Raw genomic sequence first — 16,300 nt, 5'->3', positions numbered from 1 at the left:
TAGGAGAGAGGACGAACCGACCTTTTTGAACTTGAAAGATATATTGGGGGTAGATCGTAAATTCTTGCTTCCGATATTAAATCGTAGCGGTCGGAAAGTCCTCGTAAACAAGATCAATGCAAGCATAAAGCTTTCATTTAGGTCAAATAATGGATGCATCGTTACATCCACTTATAATAATAGCCTATTTTTCACAATGTTCAACGAAAAGCGCTTGTGTTTAATAACTAAATGTTTAATTTTTAACGAATAACTGTTTCGTAGGAAGATATGCTAAAATTGATGTAAATTTTGAAGGAGGACAAGCCGTGACTTTACAATTTGTACTGGGAACAAACGGGTATGATCATCAGGAAAAGATGATTGACATTTTAAAAAAGCAAAAATCTGCTCATCCCGATGATCAGTTCTTCTATTTGGTACCCAATCATATTAAATTTGAATCAGAAGTTGGCATCCTAAAGCGGTTGGCCGGGGCAAACGATGATGTGACGGCTCAAAGCAGCGTTCAGGTCCTATCGTTTACAAGGTTGGCATGGTATTTTTTGCGAACGACGTCTCAGTATCAAAAACAACGGATCAGTCCTGCAGGGATCAACATGCTCTTGTATCAAATTATGACAGAGCATCAGGATGACTTGATTCTATTTAGTCAAGAAGCCGGACTACCCGGCTTCATTGACCAAATTGCCCATCAAATTTCAGTCATGCAAGCTGGAAACATCTTACCGGAAGACCTAATGAAAATGAACGAAAATCAGGAATCAAGGCTTTCAAATGATCTGCGGGATAAACTGCATGACTTTTCAATTATTTATGCGGAATATGAAAAAAGAATTGATGACCAGTATTTTGATAATCACAATGTGTTAAACCTGTTAAGCGATTATTTGCAGAGGCAGGATCTGTCACATTATCATTTTTATATTTCCGATTTTTCGAAGTTTACCGCACAGGAATGCCGTTTGGTTGAGACACTGACTCAAGGCGGTGCCAGTATGACCATGTCGTTGATTTTGGATAAACCTTATCGGACGGCGCTGCCTGACCAACCCAACCTGTTCTATCAATCAGCCAAATTATTTTTACGATTTTATAAATTTGCTGCAGATAACCAAATTCCGTATCTTCCCATTATCACTGCCGATCAGCCACGAATCAGTGCTGATTTGCTGAAATTAGAGAAGTTTTGGATTCAGTCGAGTGGGTTGGGCGCAATTGATGACAATCCCATCACAGTATCGAAGTCAATCCAGGTTTATCAAGCGGACAATCAATACTCAGAATTGGATCAGATGGCAACCAGAATTCGCCAGATGGTGTCAACCGGTAAGTATCGGTATTCGGATTTCTTGATTTTGACCCGACATTTGGACAGTTATGAAACAATTTTGGACTCGATTTTTACGATGCAGCAAATCCCTTATTTCAGAGATATTCAAAAATCGATGGTTGATCACCCCTTGGTTGAACTATTAGGGGCCCTGTTCGATATGTATGATCCAGACCGACCACGCAATTATCGATACGATGATGTCATGCGTTTTTTAAAGTCCGAACTTGTTTTGCCGCAAGCTACCGATGGAACGGCAATGAAGATTGACGATTATCGGCAGGCCGTTTCATTGACGGAAAATTTAGTGTTGAAAAACGGATTTGAGGGTAAAAAGTGGATCCAGGATGACGATTGGCAGTATGTCTGGGTGGCTGACGATGATGACGGTACGGTTTTGACCGACAAAGATAAGCGGATCACGCAGCAGATTAATGTCATTCGGCATTTGGTAAAAAATGCATTGCCCAATTTTTACAACCGTTTTTATAAAGCCAAGACCAATGCCGATGCAGCTGGGATTTTGTACCGATTCCTGGTTGAAAACGGTGTTGTGAATCGTTTGCAGGATTGGCGGAATGCGGCTGTTGATCGCCAAGACATCAACCGTTCCGATGAAATCGAACAGGTTTGGCGGACTTTTTGCTCATTACTGGATGAAAACGTCCGAATATTAGGTGATAAGCCATTTGTTGCTCAAGATTTCTGGGCCCTGATTTACGCGGGCTTTGAAGGGGCAACCTATTCTCAGATTCCGTCAACACTGGATCAGGTTCAAATTTCCGAAAGCGGTATGGTTCAGATGAATAATCGTAAAGTAACGATGATGATTGGTTCAAACGATGAAACAATGCCGGAAAGAATTGTTAATGAAAGCCTTTTTGGTGATGACGATGTTTCACAAATTCAGGACAATTTAAGTGACAGCCAGTATTTAAATGATCCGGCAGATGAGCAGATGGCAGCCGAACCATACCTGAATTATTTAGCTTTTACCAGTCCGTCTTCCCGTTTGATTTTTTCCTACACCAATCATGTGAATGATGAATCGGGGATTAATTTATCCCCCTATGTATCAAGAATTGCGGCTCATTTTAATTTGAAAGTTGTGAATTATGCTGCCGTTCCGGACAATCAAAGGGCCGTCAATGTGTATATCGGGTCTAAACGGGCAACGCTTCATCACTTGATTCAGGTTATTCAGGATACTTATAAGAATAAAGGACAGCTGAATGATACCTGGGCGTTTATTTTTAATCAGTTAAAGCAGGACCCGGATGCAGCCCCCTTAACCAACCGATTACTTGGCAGTATTGATTACAAAAATGTGCCGGTACCGTTAAGTCGGGAAATTGCTGAAAAGCTGTACGGGAGTGCGTTGAATATTTCGATTTCACAGTTGGAATCATTTTATGAAAACCCGTATGAATATTTTCTGAAATATGGGCTGCGCTTACAGGAACGGGAACAATTCGAACTATCACCGGCTTCTACGGGTCAATTTTTTCATGAAGCGTTGGATCGAATCATTTCGATGGTTCATGAGCAGAAAATCGATCTGGCAGGACTAAGTGACCGTGACGTTGATGACTTGGTGGCTGAAAATGTTGAAGCCATGGTGAATGATCCTGATAATTTCCAATATATTATTTTAAACAGTTCCAATCGGATGCATTACATCACGCTACAGCTTCAGGCAACCATTCAGCAAATGATCCGCACTATGCGTGATCAGCAACGGATAACGCCGATGCGGCCACAAAATACCGAGTTGATTTTTGGTCAACCGTCTTCAAAGGGCTTAAAGGGCCTTAGTTTTGAGCTGCCAAATCAAAAAAAGGTCAATGTCCGGGGAAGAATCGATAGGATTGATTCGATGAAAGTCAACGATAAGCGCTACTTCGGGATTGTTGATTATAAATCTGCTGATAAAAAATTCGATTTCAATCAGGCATACATTGGCACGTCAATGCAGTTACTGACGTATTTGGACGTCTTGCGCTATAATCTATCCACCTTGAATCCCGACTCAAGTGATGCGTTATTGGCCGGTGCGCTTTACATGCATATTTACAACGCGACTTTTAAGCCGGATGATTTTAAGAAAGGCTTGGAAAAATCATTATTGACCCAGCATAAATATAAAGGGATTTTGGTGGACGATGTCGATTTGGTCGATCATTTGGATACCGATTTAGCCAAGGACCATGGTCATTCACTTGTCTATCCGTTTAATAAATTAGCGAATGGCAATGTTGGCAAGAATTCTTCGACAATTACCGAAAATGATTTAAACGCGTTTTTGGATCGGACCGAAAAATTGATTATCGATGCTTCCGAACGGATCTTTGACGGGGATACGTCACTTGCCCCTGTTAAAATTGATAACGTTACGCCCTTACAATTTACGTCGTATCAATCGATTATGAATTTTGATCCACTGTTGCCTGAAAATAATTATCGATTAGTGCCCCACTATGATAAAAAGGACATTATTTCAAAGCTGAGAGGAGAAAAATAATGCAATATACACCGGATCAACAAAGGGCTATTAAAGATCGTCCCGACGGCAATGTTCTGGTCTCTGCATCAGCCGGATCAGGTAAAACTAGGGTGTTGGTGGATCGGATCATTGATATGGTGAAAAATCAAGGCATCAACATTGATCAATTACTGGTTGTGACATTTACAAATGCCGCTGCAAAGGAAATGCGTGAACGATTGAGAGGGTCGCTTCAGTCCGAATTTTCAAAGGCGACCGATCCTGAAAGTAAAAAACATTTATTGACGCAAATTCGTAAGGTTGCAGTTGCCGATATCACGACCATGGATGCTTATTGTCAAAAGTTGGTGTCACGTTACTACTATATTTTAGGAATCGATCCCAATTTTCGGGTACTCTCCGATAATACTGAAATCCAATTATTGAAGGAACAAGTCTGGGATAACGTCCGTGAAGCATTGTATGGTCAAGATGAAGATCATACGTTTGCCGATTTAACCGAAAACTTTTCAAATGACAGAAGTGATGAGGGATTAACAAACGTTATTTTTCAGATGGACGAGTTTGCTAATGTTAATGAGGACCCTGATAAGTGGCTAAATGACGCTGCGTCATTTTATGAGATCGGCGATCAGGGGCTTATTCACAGTGAGTTGTACACGGCATTAATTTCACGGGAAGTTTCTGATGCGGTCAAACGGCTGGTTATTTCTCACCAGGCAATTATCAAAATGGCGCAACAGGCTGAATTGGAGAAGGATGAAGCCTTATTTACGAAGCAGCTGGAGTCGGTTACCCAGCTCCAAAAAGGCGTTATCGAAGCTGCTGACTGGGATGGCCTTCGGCAGTTGATCACCGGTTTTGATTTTGAGTCGATGACAAAAGCAAAATTGACAAAGGATGCCGATGAATATCAAAAGCAGGTTCACAAACTGGTTAAGGGAACAAATGACCAGATGAAAAAGCAGTGGCAAAAATTGGTGACCGGCTACTTTGCTTGGAATGAACAGGACAACGTTGACTTAATGAATGCCGCCAAAGCACGTATTGAAAAATTAGTGACCGTTGTGCGAACCTTCAGGGCTGCATATAAGCAGGCCAAGGCTCGGCGTCATTTGATGCAGTTCATTGATATTGAACATGCGGCTTACGATATTTTAAATGATGTCAGTGAGCAGGCCAAACAGGTTCGCCAAAGGCTTCAGGATCAATACTATGAGATTATGACCGATGAGTATCAGGATAACAACCGTCTTCAGGATGCCATTTTAAACAAGATTGCTCGAAGCGATCGGGGCAATCGATTTATGGTAGGCGATGTTAAGCAGTCAATTTACCGGTTCAGGCTAGCCGATCCGACAATGTTTATTAAGAAGCAGGCACAGTATATCGAACAGGATAATGACAATGAATTGATTAGTCTGTCAGAGAACTTTCGATCGGCAAAGAATATTGATGATTTTACAAATTTGGTTTTTGAACAAACAATGGATCATCAAGTGGGTGATATTGCGTATACCGGCAAATCAAAGCTCCAATTTGGTGCGACTTATTATCCGGATGACATGAAGGCCGACGCATCATTGATCATCTATCGAACTAAATCATCAGTTGCTGCAACTTCGAATGAAGACTTGGGGGCCGGTGATCAGATTGAAGACAGTGACAGTGGTCAGGCAGAGATTATCGCTCAAAAGATTCGGACTTTAGTTGATGACAAACAGCTGATTTATGATAAAAAATTGGAAGAAATGCGTCCGGTTACTTTTGGTGACATCGCGATTATTTCGCCAACCCATAATAATGAATTGACACTTTCGGATATTTTTACCCAGTATGGCATTCCTGCCGAAATTACCGGTGCAAAAAGTTATTTTAAAACAACTGAAATTCAAATTATGATGTCGTTATTATCTATTATTGATAACCCGTTTCAAGATATTGCTCTGGTGGCCGTCCTTCGTTCACCAATTGTTGGTCTTGATGAGAATCAATTGGCCTTTTTACGAATCAATCGCAATACCGGTAATTATTATCAGGCGGTATTGGATTTCTATCGTGGATTTGACCGCTTGGAGCCTAATGATTACGCAACCCGGATTTATCAAAAAGTTGACCGGTTTATGAAACAACTGCGCCGTTTCAAAGATGTTGCGCAGCAGGATGGCCTGGTCTCACTGATTTGGGATATTTATGATCAGACCGGCTATTTGGATTATGTCGGCGGGATGCCTGCAGGTCTTCAGCGTCAAACCAATTTGCATGCGTTGTATGATCGTGCAGCTGATTACGAAAAGAATGGCTTTAAGGGCCTCTTTCAATTTGTAAAATTCATTCAGAGGATGCAGGAAAGAGATAACGATTTAGCTAATGCCAACCCGACTACGTCTGAAAATACGGTTCACGTGATGACGATTCACGGAAGCAAAGGGCTTCAATTTCCAATTGTGTTTTTGAATGATGTTGGCAAGCAGTTCAATATGCAGGATACAATCGGCAAATACGTCCTAAATGATCATTGGGGCATTGGGATTGACTACCTGAATAATCAGACCAGGGAATTTAGGTCACCACTTCAGAAGCAGGCAATTCTGGATATGACAAAAAATGCCGGCTTGTCCGAAGAAATGCGAAAATTGTATGTCGCAATGACCCGAGCCGAGCAACGTTTGTATCTGGTCGCAAAGGTTAAGGGTGAAAAAAGCGGCGACAATCAACAGTTGATTCAAGGTTGGCAGGGGTTGACCGACGCCAATGAGTTGGTACTTCCGGCGGCGGTTCGCAATGCGGCTAAAAGTTATTTGGGCTGGATTGGACCGGCCATTTCCAGGCATCCCAATGTCTTAGACCGGTTTGGGGACAGTATTCATTCCAATGTGTTGGCAGGCGATCCGACGTTGTTTAATCTTGATTTTTACGACGATGAGAGAATAACGAAGGCCTCAGGGAGGCAGAAAGCCAATCAGACATCACCAAATGACTTTATCGATCAGTTGGCACAGAAAAAGCTTACAGTCGCTCAACCAACAAAGGCAGCCATTTCCCAAGTGATGACCTTTAAGTACCCTCATACTGCGGCAACCAAAACAACGGCGTACCAATCGGTTTCAGAGATCAAGCGACTGTTTGATGATCCGGATAATACGCAGTTGTCGGGCTATTCAACACTGGATGTTAATAAACTTGCAAAGACCGGTCGTTATTTGAAAACTGATTTTGAAGTACCCCAGTTTATTTCTGAGGGTGGCGGAAAGCCTGCCCCGACAGAAATCGGTACGGCCACGCATTTGGTACTTCAACAGATTGATTTAACGACGGTTCCAACGGTTGAACATATTGAGGCTTTGATTGCCAATTTGGTGAAACAACAGGTTATTTCTTCTGCAGTTGCCTCACAAATCAATGTTGACGAAGTGTTACGCTTTTATCAAAGCGAAGTTGGCGAATATGTGTTGGCAAATCCGGAAAGCACACATCGTGAGGCACCATTTTCATTATTGATGAAAGCCAGGGATGTATTTAAAGACTTTCAAGATAATGATGAGCAGACGATTTTAATTCATGGCATTATTGATGGTTATGTTGTCACTGACGAAGCTGTTTATTTGTTTGATTATAAGACGGATCATATAACACCAAAAACGACAATTTCGGATATTATCGATCGGTATCGGGGTCAGCTGGAACTTTACGGACTAGCGCTTTCAAAGATTCTGGGGCGGCCGATTACGCACAAATATCTGTATTTACTTTCCGCAAACCAGGCTGTTCAGGTTGGCTAATTATTAAGCATGAGTAAATTAAAGAGCGACTTCATAACCGAAAAAATGGATGATGATATAATGAATTCAGACTGTTATTGAGAGTGAGATATGATGCGAAAATATTTACAAATCATTACCGCAATAGTTTTGGCCCTCTTGCTTACCGGTTGTGGCAGTGATCACGCTGATAGTCATCATCGGACCGACTCGGAAAAGAATAGAAGCGTAAAAGTGATTAATTGGAAAAAGCCGTCTCAAAACAAGCCGTATCCTAAGATTACGACTAATAATGGACGGTTTTTGCAAGTTTCGCTGAAAAAGCAACGCGTTTATGTCATGAGTCCAAAACACCGAGTCCTATATACGATGTATGCATCAACTGGAATTCATCATTCTACCCCGAAGGGAACCTATCACATCCAGCAGGAACGAGGCAATTTCTTCTATAATGGTGATTCACGTGAAGGTGCTCATTATTGGACATCATGGAAAGATCACGGGATTTACCTGTTTCATACTGTACCGACCAATGCGGAGGGACAGTATATAAAATCGGAAGCTCAGCATTTGGGTAAAAAGGCAAACTCACACGGTTGTATCCGACTTTCAATTCCTGACGCAAAGTGGATTAACCGGACAGTGCCGATGGGAACGAAAGTCGTTATAGATTAGTGTGCGAAGTTAAGTGGTTAGTGCCCGGAATATAAGGCGTCAATTTGGGAAATCCCGAATTTGGATTTTTCAAGTTGATCCCTTATATGGTGCGGTACTGCTTGGCGGAGCAGTCCTAAAAGAGTGTGCGGAGTCAGCTTGGGACAAGCCGGAGTACAAAGCAAGCGGCAGGAAATTCTCGTTTCTGGAATTTTATGACGATTGTTTTGTATGCAGGCTTGTGGCTGACGGAGCAGTCCTAAAAGAGTGTGCGGAAAAAGACGCGTTGGTCCCAGAGTACAAGAAACTAAATTCAACATTCCCGAATTTGGAAGGTGGGATTTAGTTCCTTGTATGGCAGGGATCAGTCTTTTGGAGCAGTCCTAAAAGAGTGTGCGGAGCAAAGCGGTTAACGTTCGGAGTAAACCAAGTGAACCTGAATAAATCAACTTAATAAGATAATTCAATATGTAGAGGTGCTTTTTTTGACTAAATTTAATACATTATTAGTCCGTGGCGGCAAGCCGGACGATAACCATACTGGTGCTGTTAATGTGCCAATTTATAATTCTTCAACTTATCGTTATCCCAAATTGGGCTCAGATGTACGTTGGGACTATGAGCGCTCTGGAAATCCAACTCGGGATAATGTTGAAAACGTGTGTGCGGAACTTGAAAATGGTGATCGGGGATTTGCTTTTTCAAGCGGGATGGCGGCCATTCACGCGGCACTTTCGTTGTTTAAGCCAGGGGACCACATCATTATTGGCGATAATATTTATGGTGGAACCTTTCGATTGGTGAATGATTTCTTGAAGCCACGCGGTATTAAGTTTTCTGAAGTGGATACGCAAAATATTCAGGCACTTGAAGAGGCGTTCACGCCGGAAACCAAGGCGGTTTATTTTGAAACGGTCACAAATCCATTATTAAAAGTTTCCAGTGTGAAGCAGATTTCAAAGGTTGCCCATGAACATGATGCAATGGTTATCGTGGATAATACCTTTCTAACGCCGTATCTTCAAAAACCACTGGATTTGGGGGCTGATTTGGTCCTTCATTCGGCAACTAAATATCTGGGCGGTCATTCTGATATGACTGCCGGTATTATTGTTACGAGGACTAAGGAGCTAAGTGATAAAGTTTATACCCTTCAAAATAGTATTGGCGCTATTTTGGCACCGCAGGAAGCAAACTTGCTTCGACGTGGGATTCAAACCCTTAACTTACGAATGGATCGCCATATTGTAAATGCTAAAAAGATTATTAAGTATTTGGAGCGAAGCGATAAAGTCGGCAGGGTTTATTATCCAACCGTTGATAAGAATAGTATTGATTACGCTATTATTAAGGATGAAGCAAGGGGTGCCGGCGGTGTCTTGTCGTTTGAATTGAAGGATGGGCTGGACGCTGCTAAATTTGTTAACAGCCTCCAATTAATTATTCTGGCGGTTAGTTTAGGCGCTGCTGAAAGTTTAGTAGAAGTACCGGCATTTATGTCGCATTTTGAGATTCCAAAGCCGGATCGTTTGGCAATGGGTATCAAAGATGAATTGATCCGTTTATCAGTTGGTTTGGAAGACGCGGATGATTTAATCGCGGATTTGGATCAGGCGTTTAAAAAAATATAGTGTGCGGAACAAAGCGGTTAGTATTCGGAGCATAAGGCGTTTATTTCGGGAATCCCGGGTTTGGATTTTTGAAATGAATCCCTTATGTGTAGAATACTGCTTTGAGAAACAGTCCTAGAACAAGTGTGCGGAACAAACCGACTAGTAAAGCAGTCCCAAATACCAATCAAAAAACCGAGTCGGCAAATTGCCGGCTCGGTTTTTAACTTTAGAATCAACTTAAACTAAACAAGTTCACAAGAATAACACCCATTATTAAAACAATGACAATTAATCCTGTTGAAAACTTGGTGAAGAATTGTCCGTTGACCTTATCGAGTAAGAAGAAAGTGATTCCCAAACAAATAATGCCAATAACATACATTGTAATTAAAGCTGTTTTAACATCTGCATCTGAAAGTGCCATTAGATCACCTCAATAAAATTATTGTACATCAAGGCAAACACAGAGAAAAGAAACGGCTTCGATTATTCAATGATTAGTTGATAGGCGTAACGTGGGGATGCTTCATGATCCTTTTCTTCCATGTAAATCGTTCCCCGTTTAGTGAACCCATTTGTCGTGATAACATGTTGCATGCCCTTGTTATCGGGATGTGTATCGATTCGAACGTCTTTATAGCCTAGGACACTTGAAATGGTAATTAAACCGGTAATCATTTTTTCTGATAAATGCTGTCCACGAAAATCTGCCGACATGGCAATCCGATGAATTGCGGTGTATCTGCCGTGAACGCCGTTTAACCATTCACCGTCGTGGATTTGTAAGTAGCTCACATCGAGGCCTTGGTGAAGGGCTGCGGTTGCTGCAATTTTTCCGTCGATAATTAGAACGTAGGTAATGCCGAATTTAACATCGGTTTCCAAATCTTCATCGGTTGGGTAACCGTCCTGCCATTGGTCGATTCCCTGTTTCTTTAGAAAGGCTTTAGCATCCGTAATAATTTTTCTGATTTCTGGAAGGTCTTGATTCGTTGCTTGACGTAAATATGTTGCAGACATCAATGCTCACATCCTCTTTGTTATTTCTAATCTGAATGATTAGATTTGCTTAGCACGAAAGAGCATTATAGAGCATCGATTTTTTAATTGCAAGAAGAAACGGGTGAGAAAAGAAAAAAGGTTGAAAGCTGCAATCGATGCCGTCTTTCAACCTTCACAACTAGAATTAGTTGTCTTCTTTATTGTTCTTCTCATGCTTATCCAAGAATTCGTTTGCTTTTTCAGCGACTTTGTCTTTGGCGTCTTCAAGCTTTTCCTTTGCTTTACCGGATGCATTTTGGAGCTTACCTTTTAACTTCATCTTGTCGTCGCCGCTTGCTTCACCAAGTCCTTCTTTTGTTTTGCCAACTACTTTATCAGATTCGTTTTTTAATTTGCCCATTTTGACACATCCTTTCGTATTTCTTATGTTTATCATAACTAATTAAGAGGGGGCTTTGCAATTTTAAAGATTGTTTTTTGAGGGAACACTTTGTGTTAGAATAAATTGAATTTGCAAGGAGGAAAAAATGGTTAAAGATGATGCTTCAATCAAGTCTCATAAATCTGATCAGCTTGCCGGGGTAAAAAGGACTTTCAGATTGTTTGGCTCCGTTGTGTCTAAACTGCTTGGCGAAAATACATACGCAAAAAGTACGATCTATTCCGAACGTATCATAAGGGGCGCACACAGTTCCTTGAATCACCCATTGAACGCAGGTTTATCACTTGCCGAATTTAAAATGGCAAAGTCAAGTCAATTGGGCTATTTGGCAGCTGTTAAAGATTTAATGACAATTAATTTTAATCAATTTTCTTTCATGATAGCATGGGCAACCGGGGAGGAGACGCCGGAAATTGTGAATCAGGCTACGGGGAGAAATTATGCGGCCTACCTTGGAGAAAGCCGGGATGAACGACAATTCACATTGGGCTATCAAACCGCAGTGATCCATTTTGTCCAGGCAATTTCTGGTGAAGGTGGTTTTTTGCCGACCATTATGGATCGACTTGCAGGATTCTCAATTAAAGAGGCTTCCCAGATGGCAGACGCCTGGTTTTCCCACATTAATCGTTATTTAAGGAACGTCTCTCCCTATAAGAAATTAACAGCAACTTCTGATAGCCATATTGTTAAGGGCATGATTAATGAGTACGATTCCGGTTTTTTGACCCAATATCAAATCAGTGGGCGAACTTTATTTCAGTATAGTAGCGACGATGGCCCTGATTTCAGTGACCAGCATGATTTGCCGCCGATAATTGTCCGCTCGCTTGCTGATAACCACTTGAAGGATGCAGTCAGGCAGTTTATTAAGCGAGATGTTACAGGTTTAATTGATTTGATGGTATCAGTAGTGTTGTATGCGATCTGCAGGGAACAGTTGACTGTAGATAACTATGATTTGCTTGGCATACCAGCTCTGATGACGTCAACCGACCGGACAGCTATTGCATCAAGTCTTGAAATGAACGAGACAATTATTCTTTTAAAAATGGGGATACCGGCAACGATTGTCAAAAGTGCTGAAAAGATGGCAATTCTTGATTTAAGTGATGTTGCCCATACGAGAAATGCTGACAATCAAAACTTCCAACAGATTTTTTCCTATGTCCTCGGACCATTACACAAGCCGATTATTAATGATTTTCATCAAAAAATTGAAATTGATTACGGAACCTTTGATCAACTCTTTACCGGAATGTTAAAAAAATTGCTTTTGCCTCTATTACTAAACTACTCATTTGCCAGAAATCGGGCACTTTTGTTTGCCCGACAACATTTATCCTTTGACTTAACATCACTGGCAGATACGATCCCTGTTAAGCCGACAACATTAACAGAACACGTAGAATACATTGCTGTCGTCCACGTAGCACACTTCTCCGGGCTGATTGGTAGAGGGATGGCCAATTATACCAACTTAACGCAGGCAGACAGTCTGAGCGCGTTTAGCCACCTTATGAAAGCTGATCCGGTCTTTCGATCACTGGATTCGGCATACGACTTGCGGTCTAAAAGTACAAAGAAAGTGCTTTATTGGCTATATCAGAGTTCTTTCTTTAAAGAATTGCCGGAAAGTGAACGTGTTAGGTTGTAATAGGAAAAGAATGACAAAATTAAAAAGACGGCGTGACTTAAATTTTTTAAGTCGGCGTCGTCTTTTGTGTAAAGCTGCGGCTTCTGATTAATACTTTTTAATTAGCATTGCTGAACCCATGCCGCCGCCCATGCATAAGGAGGCGATCCCGTATGTTTGACCTGTACGGTTTAAATTATTGATCAGGGTCGTCACAATGCGTGCTCCCGAATCACCTAGCGGATGTCCAAGTGCAATGGCACCGCCACTAATATTTAGTTTGTATTCAGGAATAGATAGGTCTCTTGAAACGGCAATACATTGTGATGCGAAAGCTTCGTTGATTTCAAAGAGATCAATATCGGTAACCTGCATTTTTTGATTAGTGAGTAGTTTCTTAATTGCGTGATAAGGGGCATATCCCATAATATTAGGATCAATTCCCTGCTCGGCGTAATCAATGATTTCTGCCAATGGAGTCAGATTCAACTGTTTGGCATGTGATTCGGTGGTTAGCAGCAGCGCTGAAGCACCATCGTTTAACCCTGCAGCGTTTCCCGCAGTTACCGTGCCGTTTGTTTCAAAAGAAGGGGGAAGTGTTGACAGTTTTTCGAGGCTTGTATCAAAGCGAACGGATTCATCTTGACTAACGAGGGTGCTTTTCTTCTTATTAGTCGTTTGAATCGGCACAAGCTCTTCGTCAAAATAATGGTGATTAATGGCATCTTGGGCTTTAAGATGTGAATCAAGTGCAAATTGATCTTGTTGTTTTCTGCTGACGTGATAGATTTTAGCGACGTTTTCTGCTGTTATTCCCATTGGACGATTGGAGAATGCGTCAGTTAATCCATCACGTTCCAAACCATCGTAAACGGTGAACGAACCGAATTTGGTTGGCTGCCGTTGATTCATGTTCAAAAATGGCACGTTGGACATACTTTCGGTACCACCCGCTAAAATGGTTTTGTGTCCTCCTATTAAAAGTTCGATTTGAGCTTGGCGGATTGCTTTTAAACCCGATCCGCACACTTGGTTGATTGTAAAAGCTGTTGTCTTAGCTGAAAGGCCACTGTTTAGTTCGATCTGTCGGGCAATGTTTTGACCATTGCCAGCTTGAATTGCATTGCCAAATATAACCTGATTAATATCTTCAATTGGTATCTTTGCAGTTTTAATTAATGCTTTGGAGACTTCGGTAGCAAGTTCAACGGCGCTTTTATCTTTTAACGCACCGTTTAATTTTCCGATAGGTGTTCGTTTGGCATTAATGATTACGATTTTTTCCAATGATTCCTGGCTCCTTTTCCGTATTCAAGTGTTAGTATACATATAGCAGGCTGTTTTAGGTGGTTATGTGACTTTACTTTACTGCTTTCTTAGTTTTTTCAAGAAAAGTTGAAATTAATTTGGAAAAACTGTTGACCTTCTCTAAAATAGCTGGTAATATATTATTCGTTGCTTCGATACGAACAACATATACCAATCGCTTCCGAAAAAGTTTTTCTTGACTTAAAAGATTCGATGATATATAATTAATTTCGTTGCTTGAAGCGCAGGACAACAACGATTCATCAAACTGGATCATTTAAATCCTTTTAAAATTTAAATGTTGTTTTGCAGGTAGACCTTTGAAAACTGAATAAAATTTTCGACAAACAAATTGTGTAGGGTGCTTCGATTTTAATCGAAGCCAATTAACAAATTGCGAAGTCAATTCGCTAGTAACAATAAAAAATAATCAATGAGTCACAAATGATCATTTTGATTTTAAGATGAGAGTTTGATCCTGGCTCAGGACGAACGCTGGCGGCGTGCCTAATACATGCAAGTCGAACGCGTCTTGGTCAATGAAGTTGAGTGCTTGCATTTAACTGATTTGACATTAAGACGAGTGGCGAACTGGTGAGTAACACGTGGGTAACTTGCCCCGAAGCGGGGGATAACATTTGGAAACAGGTGCTAATACCGCATAACAACAAAAACCACATGGTTTTTGTTTAAAAGATGGTTTCGGCTATCACTTTGGGATGGACCCGCGGCGTATTAGCTAGTTGGTGAGGTAATGGCTCACCAAGGCAATGATACGTAGCCGACCTGAGAGGGTAATCGGCCACATTGGGACTGAGACACGGCCCAAACTCCTACGGGAGGCAGCAGTAGGGAATCTTCCACAATGGACGAAAGTCTGATGGAGCAACGCCGCGTGAGTGATGAAGGGTTTCGGCTCGTAAAACTCTGTTGTTGGAGAAGAACGGGTGTCAGAGTAACTGTTGACATCGTGACGGTATCCAACCAGAAAGCCACGGCTAACTACGTGCCAGCAGCCGCGGTAATACGTAGGTGGCAAGCGTTGTCCGGATTTATTGGGCGTAAAGCGAGCGCAGGCGGTTTTTTAGGTCTGATGTGAAAGCCTTCGGCTTAACCGGAGAAGTGCATCGGAAACCGGGAGACTTGAGTGCAGAAGAGGACAGTGGAACTCCATGTGTAGCGGTGAAATGCGTAGATATATGGAAGAACACCAGTGGCGAAGGCGGCTGTCTGGTCTGCAACTGACGCTGAGGCTCGAAAGCATGGGTAGCGAACAGGATTAGATACCCTGGTAGTCCATGCCGTAAACGATGAGTGCTAAGTGTTGGAGGGTTTCCGCCCTTCAGTGCTGCAGCTAACGCATTAAGCACTCCGCCTGGGGAGTACGACCGCAAGGTTGAAACTCAAAGGAATTGACGGGGGCCCGCACAAGCGGTGGAGCATGTGGTTTAATTCGATGCTACGCGAAGAACCTTACCAGGTCTTGACATCTTCTGCTAACCTAAGAGATTAGGCGTTCCCTTCGGGGACGGAATGACAGGTGGTGCATGGTTGTCGTCAGCTCGTGTCGTGAGATGTTGGGTTAAGTCCCGCAACGAGCGCAACCCTTATTGTCAGTTGCCAGCATTTAGTTGGGCACTCTGGCGAGACTGCCGGTGACAAACCGGAGGAAGGTGGGGATGACGTCAAATCATCATGCCCCTTATGACCTGGGCTACACACGTGCTACAATGGACGGTACAACGAGTCGCGAAACCGCGAGGTCAAGCTAATCTCTTAAAGCCGTTCTCAGTTCGGATTGTAGGCTGCAACTCGCCTACATGAAGTTGGAATCGCTAGTAATCGTGGATCAGCATGCCACGGTGAATACGTTCCCGGGCCTTGTACACACCGCCCGTCACACCATGAGAGTTTGTAACACCCAAAGCCGGTGAGGTAACCTTCGGGGGCCAGCCGTCTAAGGTGGGACAGATGATTAGGGTGAAGTCGTAACAAGGTAGCCGTAGGAGAACCTGCGGCTGGATCACCTCCTTTCTAAGGAAAATTCG

At 42.2% G+C, this 16,300-nt stretch carries 9 protein-coding genes and 1 rRNA gene; 6 read left to right on the top strand and 4 right to left on the bottom strand.

Annotated features, from left to right (window positions below):
- Positions 1–308: 308 nt before the first annotated feature.
- The 4 genes from GQR93_RS13150 to GQR93_RS13135 all read left to right on the top strand — a co-directional run bounded on the left by GQR93_RS13150 (position 309) and on the right by GQR93_RS13135 (position 9,882).
- Positions 309–3,854, top strand: a complete 3,546-nt coding sequence (locus GQR93_RS13150; RefSeq protein WP_003550402.1) for a PD-(D/E)XK nuclease family protein — start codon at positions 309–311, stop codon at positions 3,852–3,854.
- Positions 3,854–7,618: a helicase-exonuclease AddAB subunit AddA gene (gene addA, locus GQR93_RS13145; RefSeq protein ID WP_003550399.1), complete on the top strand. Its 3,765-nt coding sequence runs from the start codon at positions 3,854–3,856 to the stop codon at positions 7,616–7,618. The genes GQR93_RS13150 and addA overlap by 1 nt, the downstream gene beginning before the upstream one ends.
- Before the next feature lie 90 nt (positions 7,619–7,708).
- Positions 7,709–8,272, top strand: coding sequence for a L,D-transpeptidase (locus GQR93_RS13140; protein ID WP_003550398.1), 564 nt, complete (start codon positions 7,709–7,711; stop codon positions 8,270–8,272).
- 464 nt (positions 8,273–8,736) lie between these two features.
- Complete coding sequence (locus GQR93_RS13135; RefSeq protein ID WP_035444130.1) at positions 8,737–9,882, top strand: trans-sulfuration enzyme family protein; 1,146 nt, start codon at positions 8,737–8,739, stop codon at positions 9,880–9,882.
- A 214-nt stretch (positions 9,883–10,096) separates the two neighbouring features.
- Here the strand turns inward: GQR93_RS13135 and GQR93_RS13130 are convergent, their stop codons facing one another.
- From GQR93_RS13130 to GQR93_RS13120, 3 genes are all read right to left on the bottom strand, one after another.
- Positions 10,097–10,288: a hypothetical protein gene (locus tag GQR93_RS13130; RefSeq protein WP_003550394.1), complete on the bottom strand. Its 192-nt coding sequence runs from the start codon at positions 10,286–10,288 to the stop codon at positions 10,097–10,099.
- A gap of 62 nt (positions 10,289–10,350) precedes the next feature.
- On the bottom strand, positions 10,351–10,884 hold the full coding sequence (locus tag GQR93_RS13125; RefSeq protein WP_003550393.1) for a GNAT family N-acetyltransferase: 534 nt from the start codon (positions 10,882–10,884) through the stop codon (positions 10,351–10,353).
- A 166-nt stretch (positions 10,885–11,050) separates the two neighbouring features.
- On the bottom strand, positions 11,051–11,302 hold the full coding sequence (locus GQR93_RS13120) for a CsbD family protein (protein ID WP_003550392.1): 252 nt from the start codon (positions 11,300–11,302) through the stop codon (positions 11,051–11,053).
- A gap of 91 nt (positions 11,303–11,393) precedes the next feature.
- Here GQR93_RS13120 and GQR93_RS13115 point away from each other — a divergent pair, with 91 nt between their 5' ends.
- The gene (locus tag GQR93_RS13115; RefSeq protein ID WP_003550390.1) at positions 11,394–12,965 is read left to right on the top strand and encodes a hypothetical protein; all 1,572 of its coding nucleotides are present in this window, start codon (positions 11,394–11,396) and stop codon (positions 12,963–12,965) included.
- Positions 12,966–13,052: 87 nt separating this feature from the next.
- Here the strand turns inward: GQR93_RS13115 and GQR93_RS13110 are convergent, their stop codons facing one another.
- Positions 13,053–14,231 carry a thiolase family protein gene (locus GQR93_RS13110; protein WP_003550388.1) on the bottom strand — a complete coding sequence of 393 codons (1,179 nt, stop codon included), beginning with the start codon at positions 14,229–14,231 and terminating at the stop codon, positions 13,053–13,055.
- Positions 14,232–14,712: 481 nt separating this feature from the next.
- Between GQR93_RS13110 and GQR93_RS13100 the strand changes: the two genes are divergently transcribed.
- Positions 14,713–16,286, top strand: a 16S ribosomal RNA gene (locus GQR93_RS13100).
- Positions 16,287–16,300: the final 14 nt, after the last annotated feature.

Source organism: Lentilactobacillus hilgardii (assembly GCF_009832765.1).
GTDB lineage: Bacteria > Bacillota > Bacilli > Lactobacillales > Lactobacillaceae > Lentilactobacillus > Lentilactobacillus hilgardii.
Note: the sequence above shows the minus strand (reverse complement) of the source record. Positions and strands in the feature narration are given on the sequence as shown.

Excerpts from the sequence above, each read along its gene's own strand:
- GQR93_RS13130 (WP_003550394.1), bottom strand. The coding sequence starts at position 10,288 with ATGGCACTTTCAGATGCAGATGTTAAAACAGCTTTAATTACAATGTAT.
- GQR93_RS13125 (WP_003550393.1), bottom strand. The coding sequence starts at position 10,884 with ATGTCTGCAACATATTTACGTCAAGCAACGAATCAAGACCTTCCAGAA.
- addA (WP_003550399.1), top strand. The coding sequence starts at position 3,854 with ATGCAATATACACCGGATCAACAAAGGGCTATTAAAGATCGTCCCGAC.
- GQR93_RS13140 (WP_003550398.1), top strand. The coding sequence starts at position 7,709 with ATGATGCGAAAATATTTACAAATCATTACCGCAATAGTTTTGGCCCTC.
- GQR93_RS13120 (WP_003550392.1), bottom strand. The coding sequence starts at position 11,302 with ATGATAAACATAAGAAATACGAAAGGATGTGTCAAAATGGGCAAATTA.
- GQR93_RS13115 (WP_003550390.1), top strand. The coding sequence starts at position 11,394 with ATGGTTAAAGATGATGCTTCAATCAAGTCTCATAAATCTGATCAGCTT.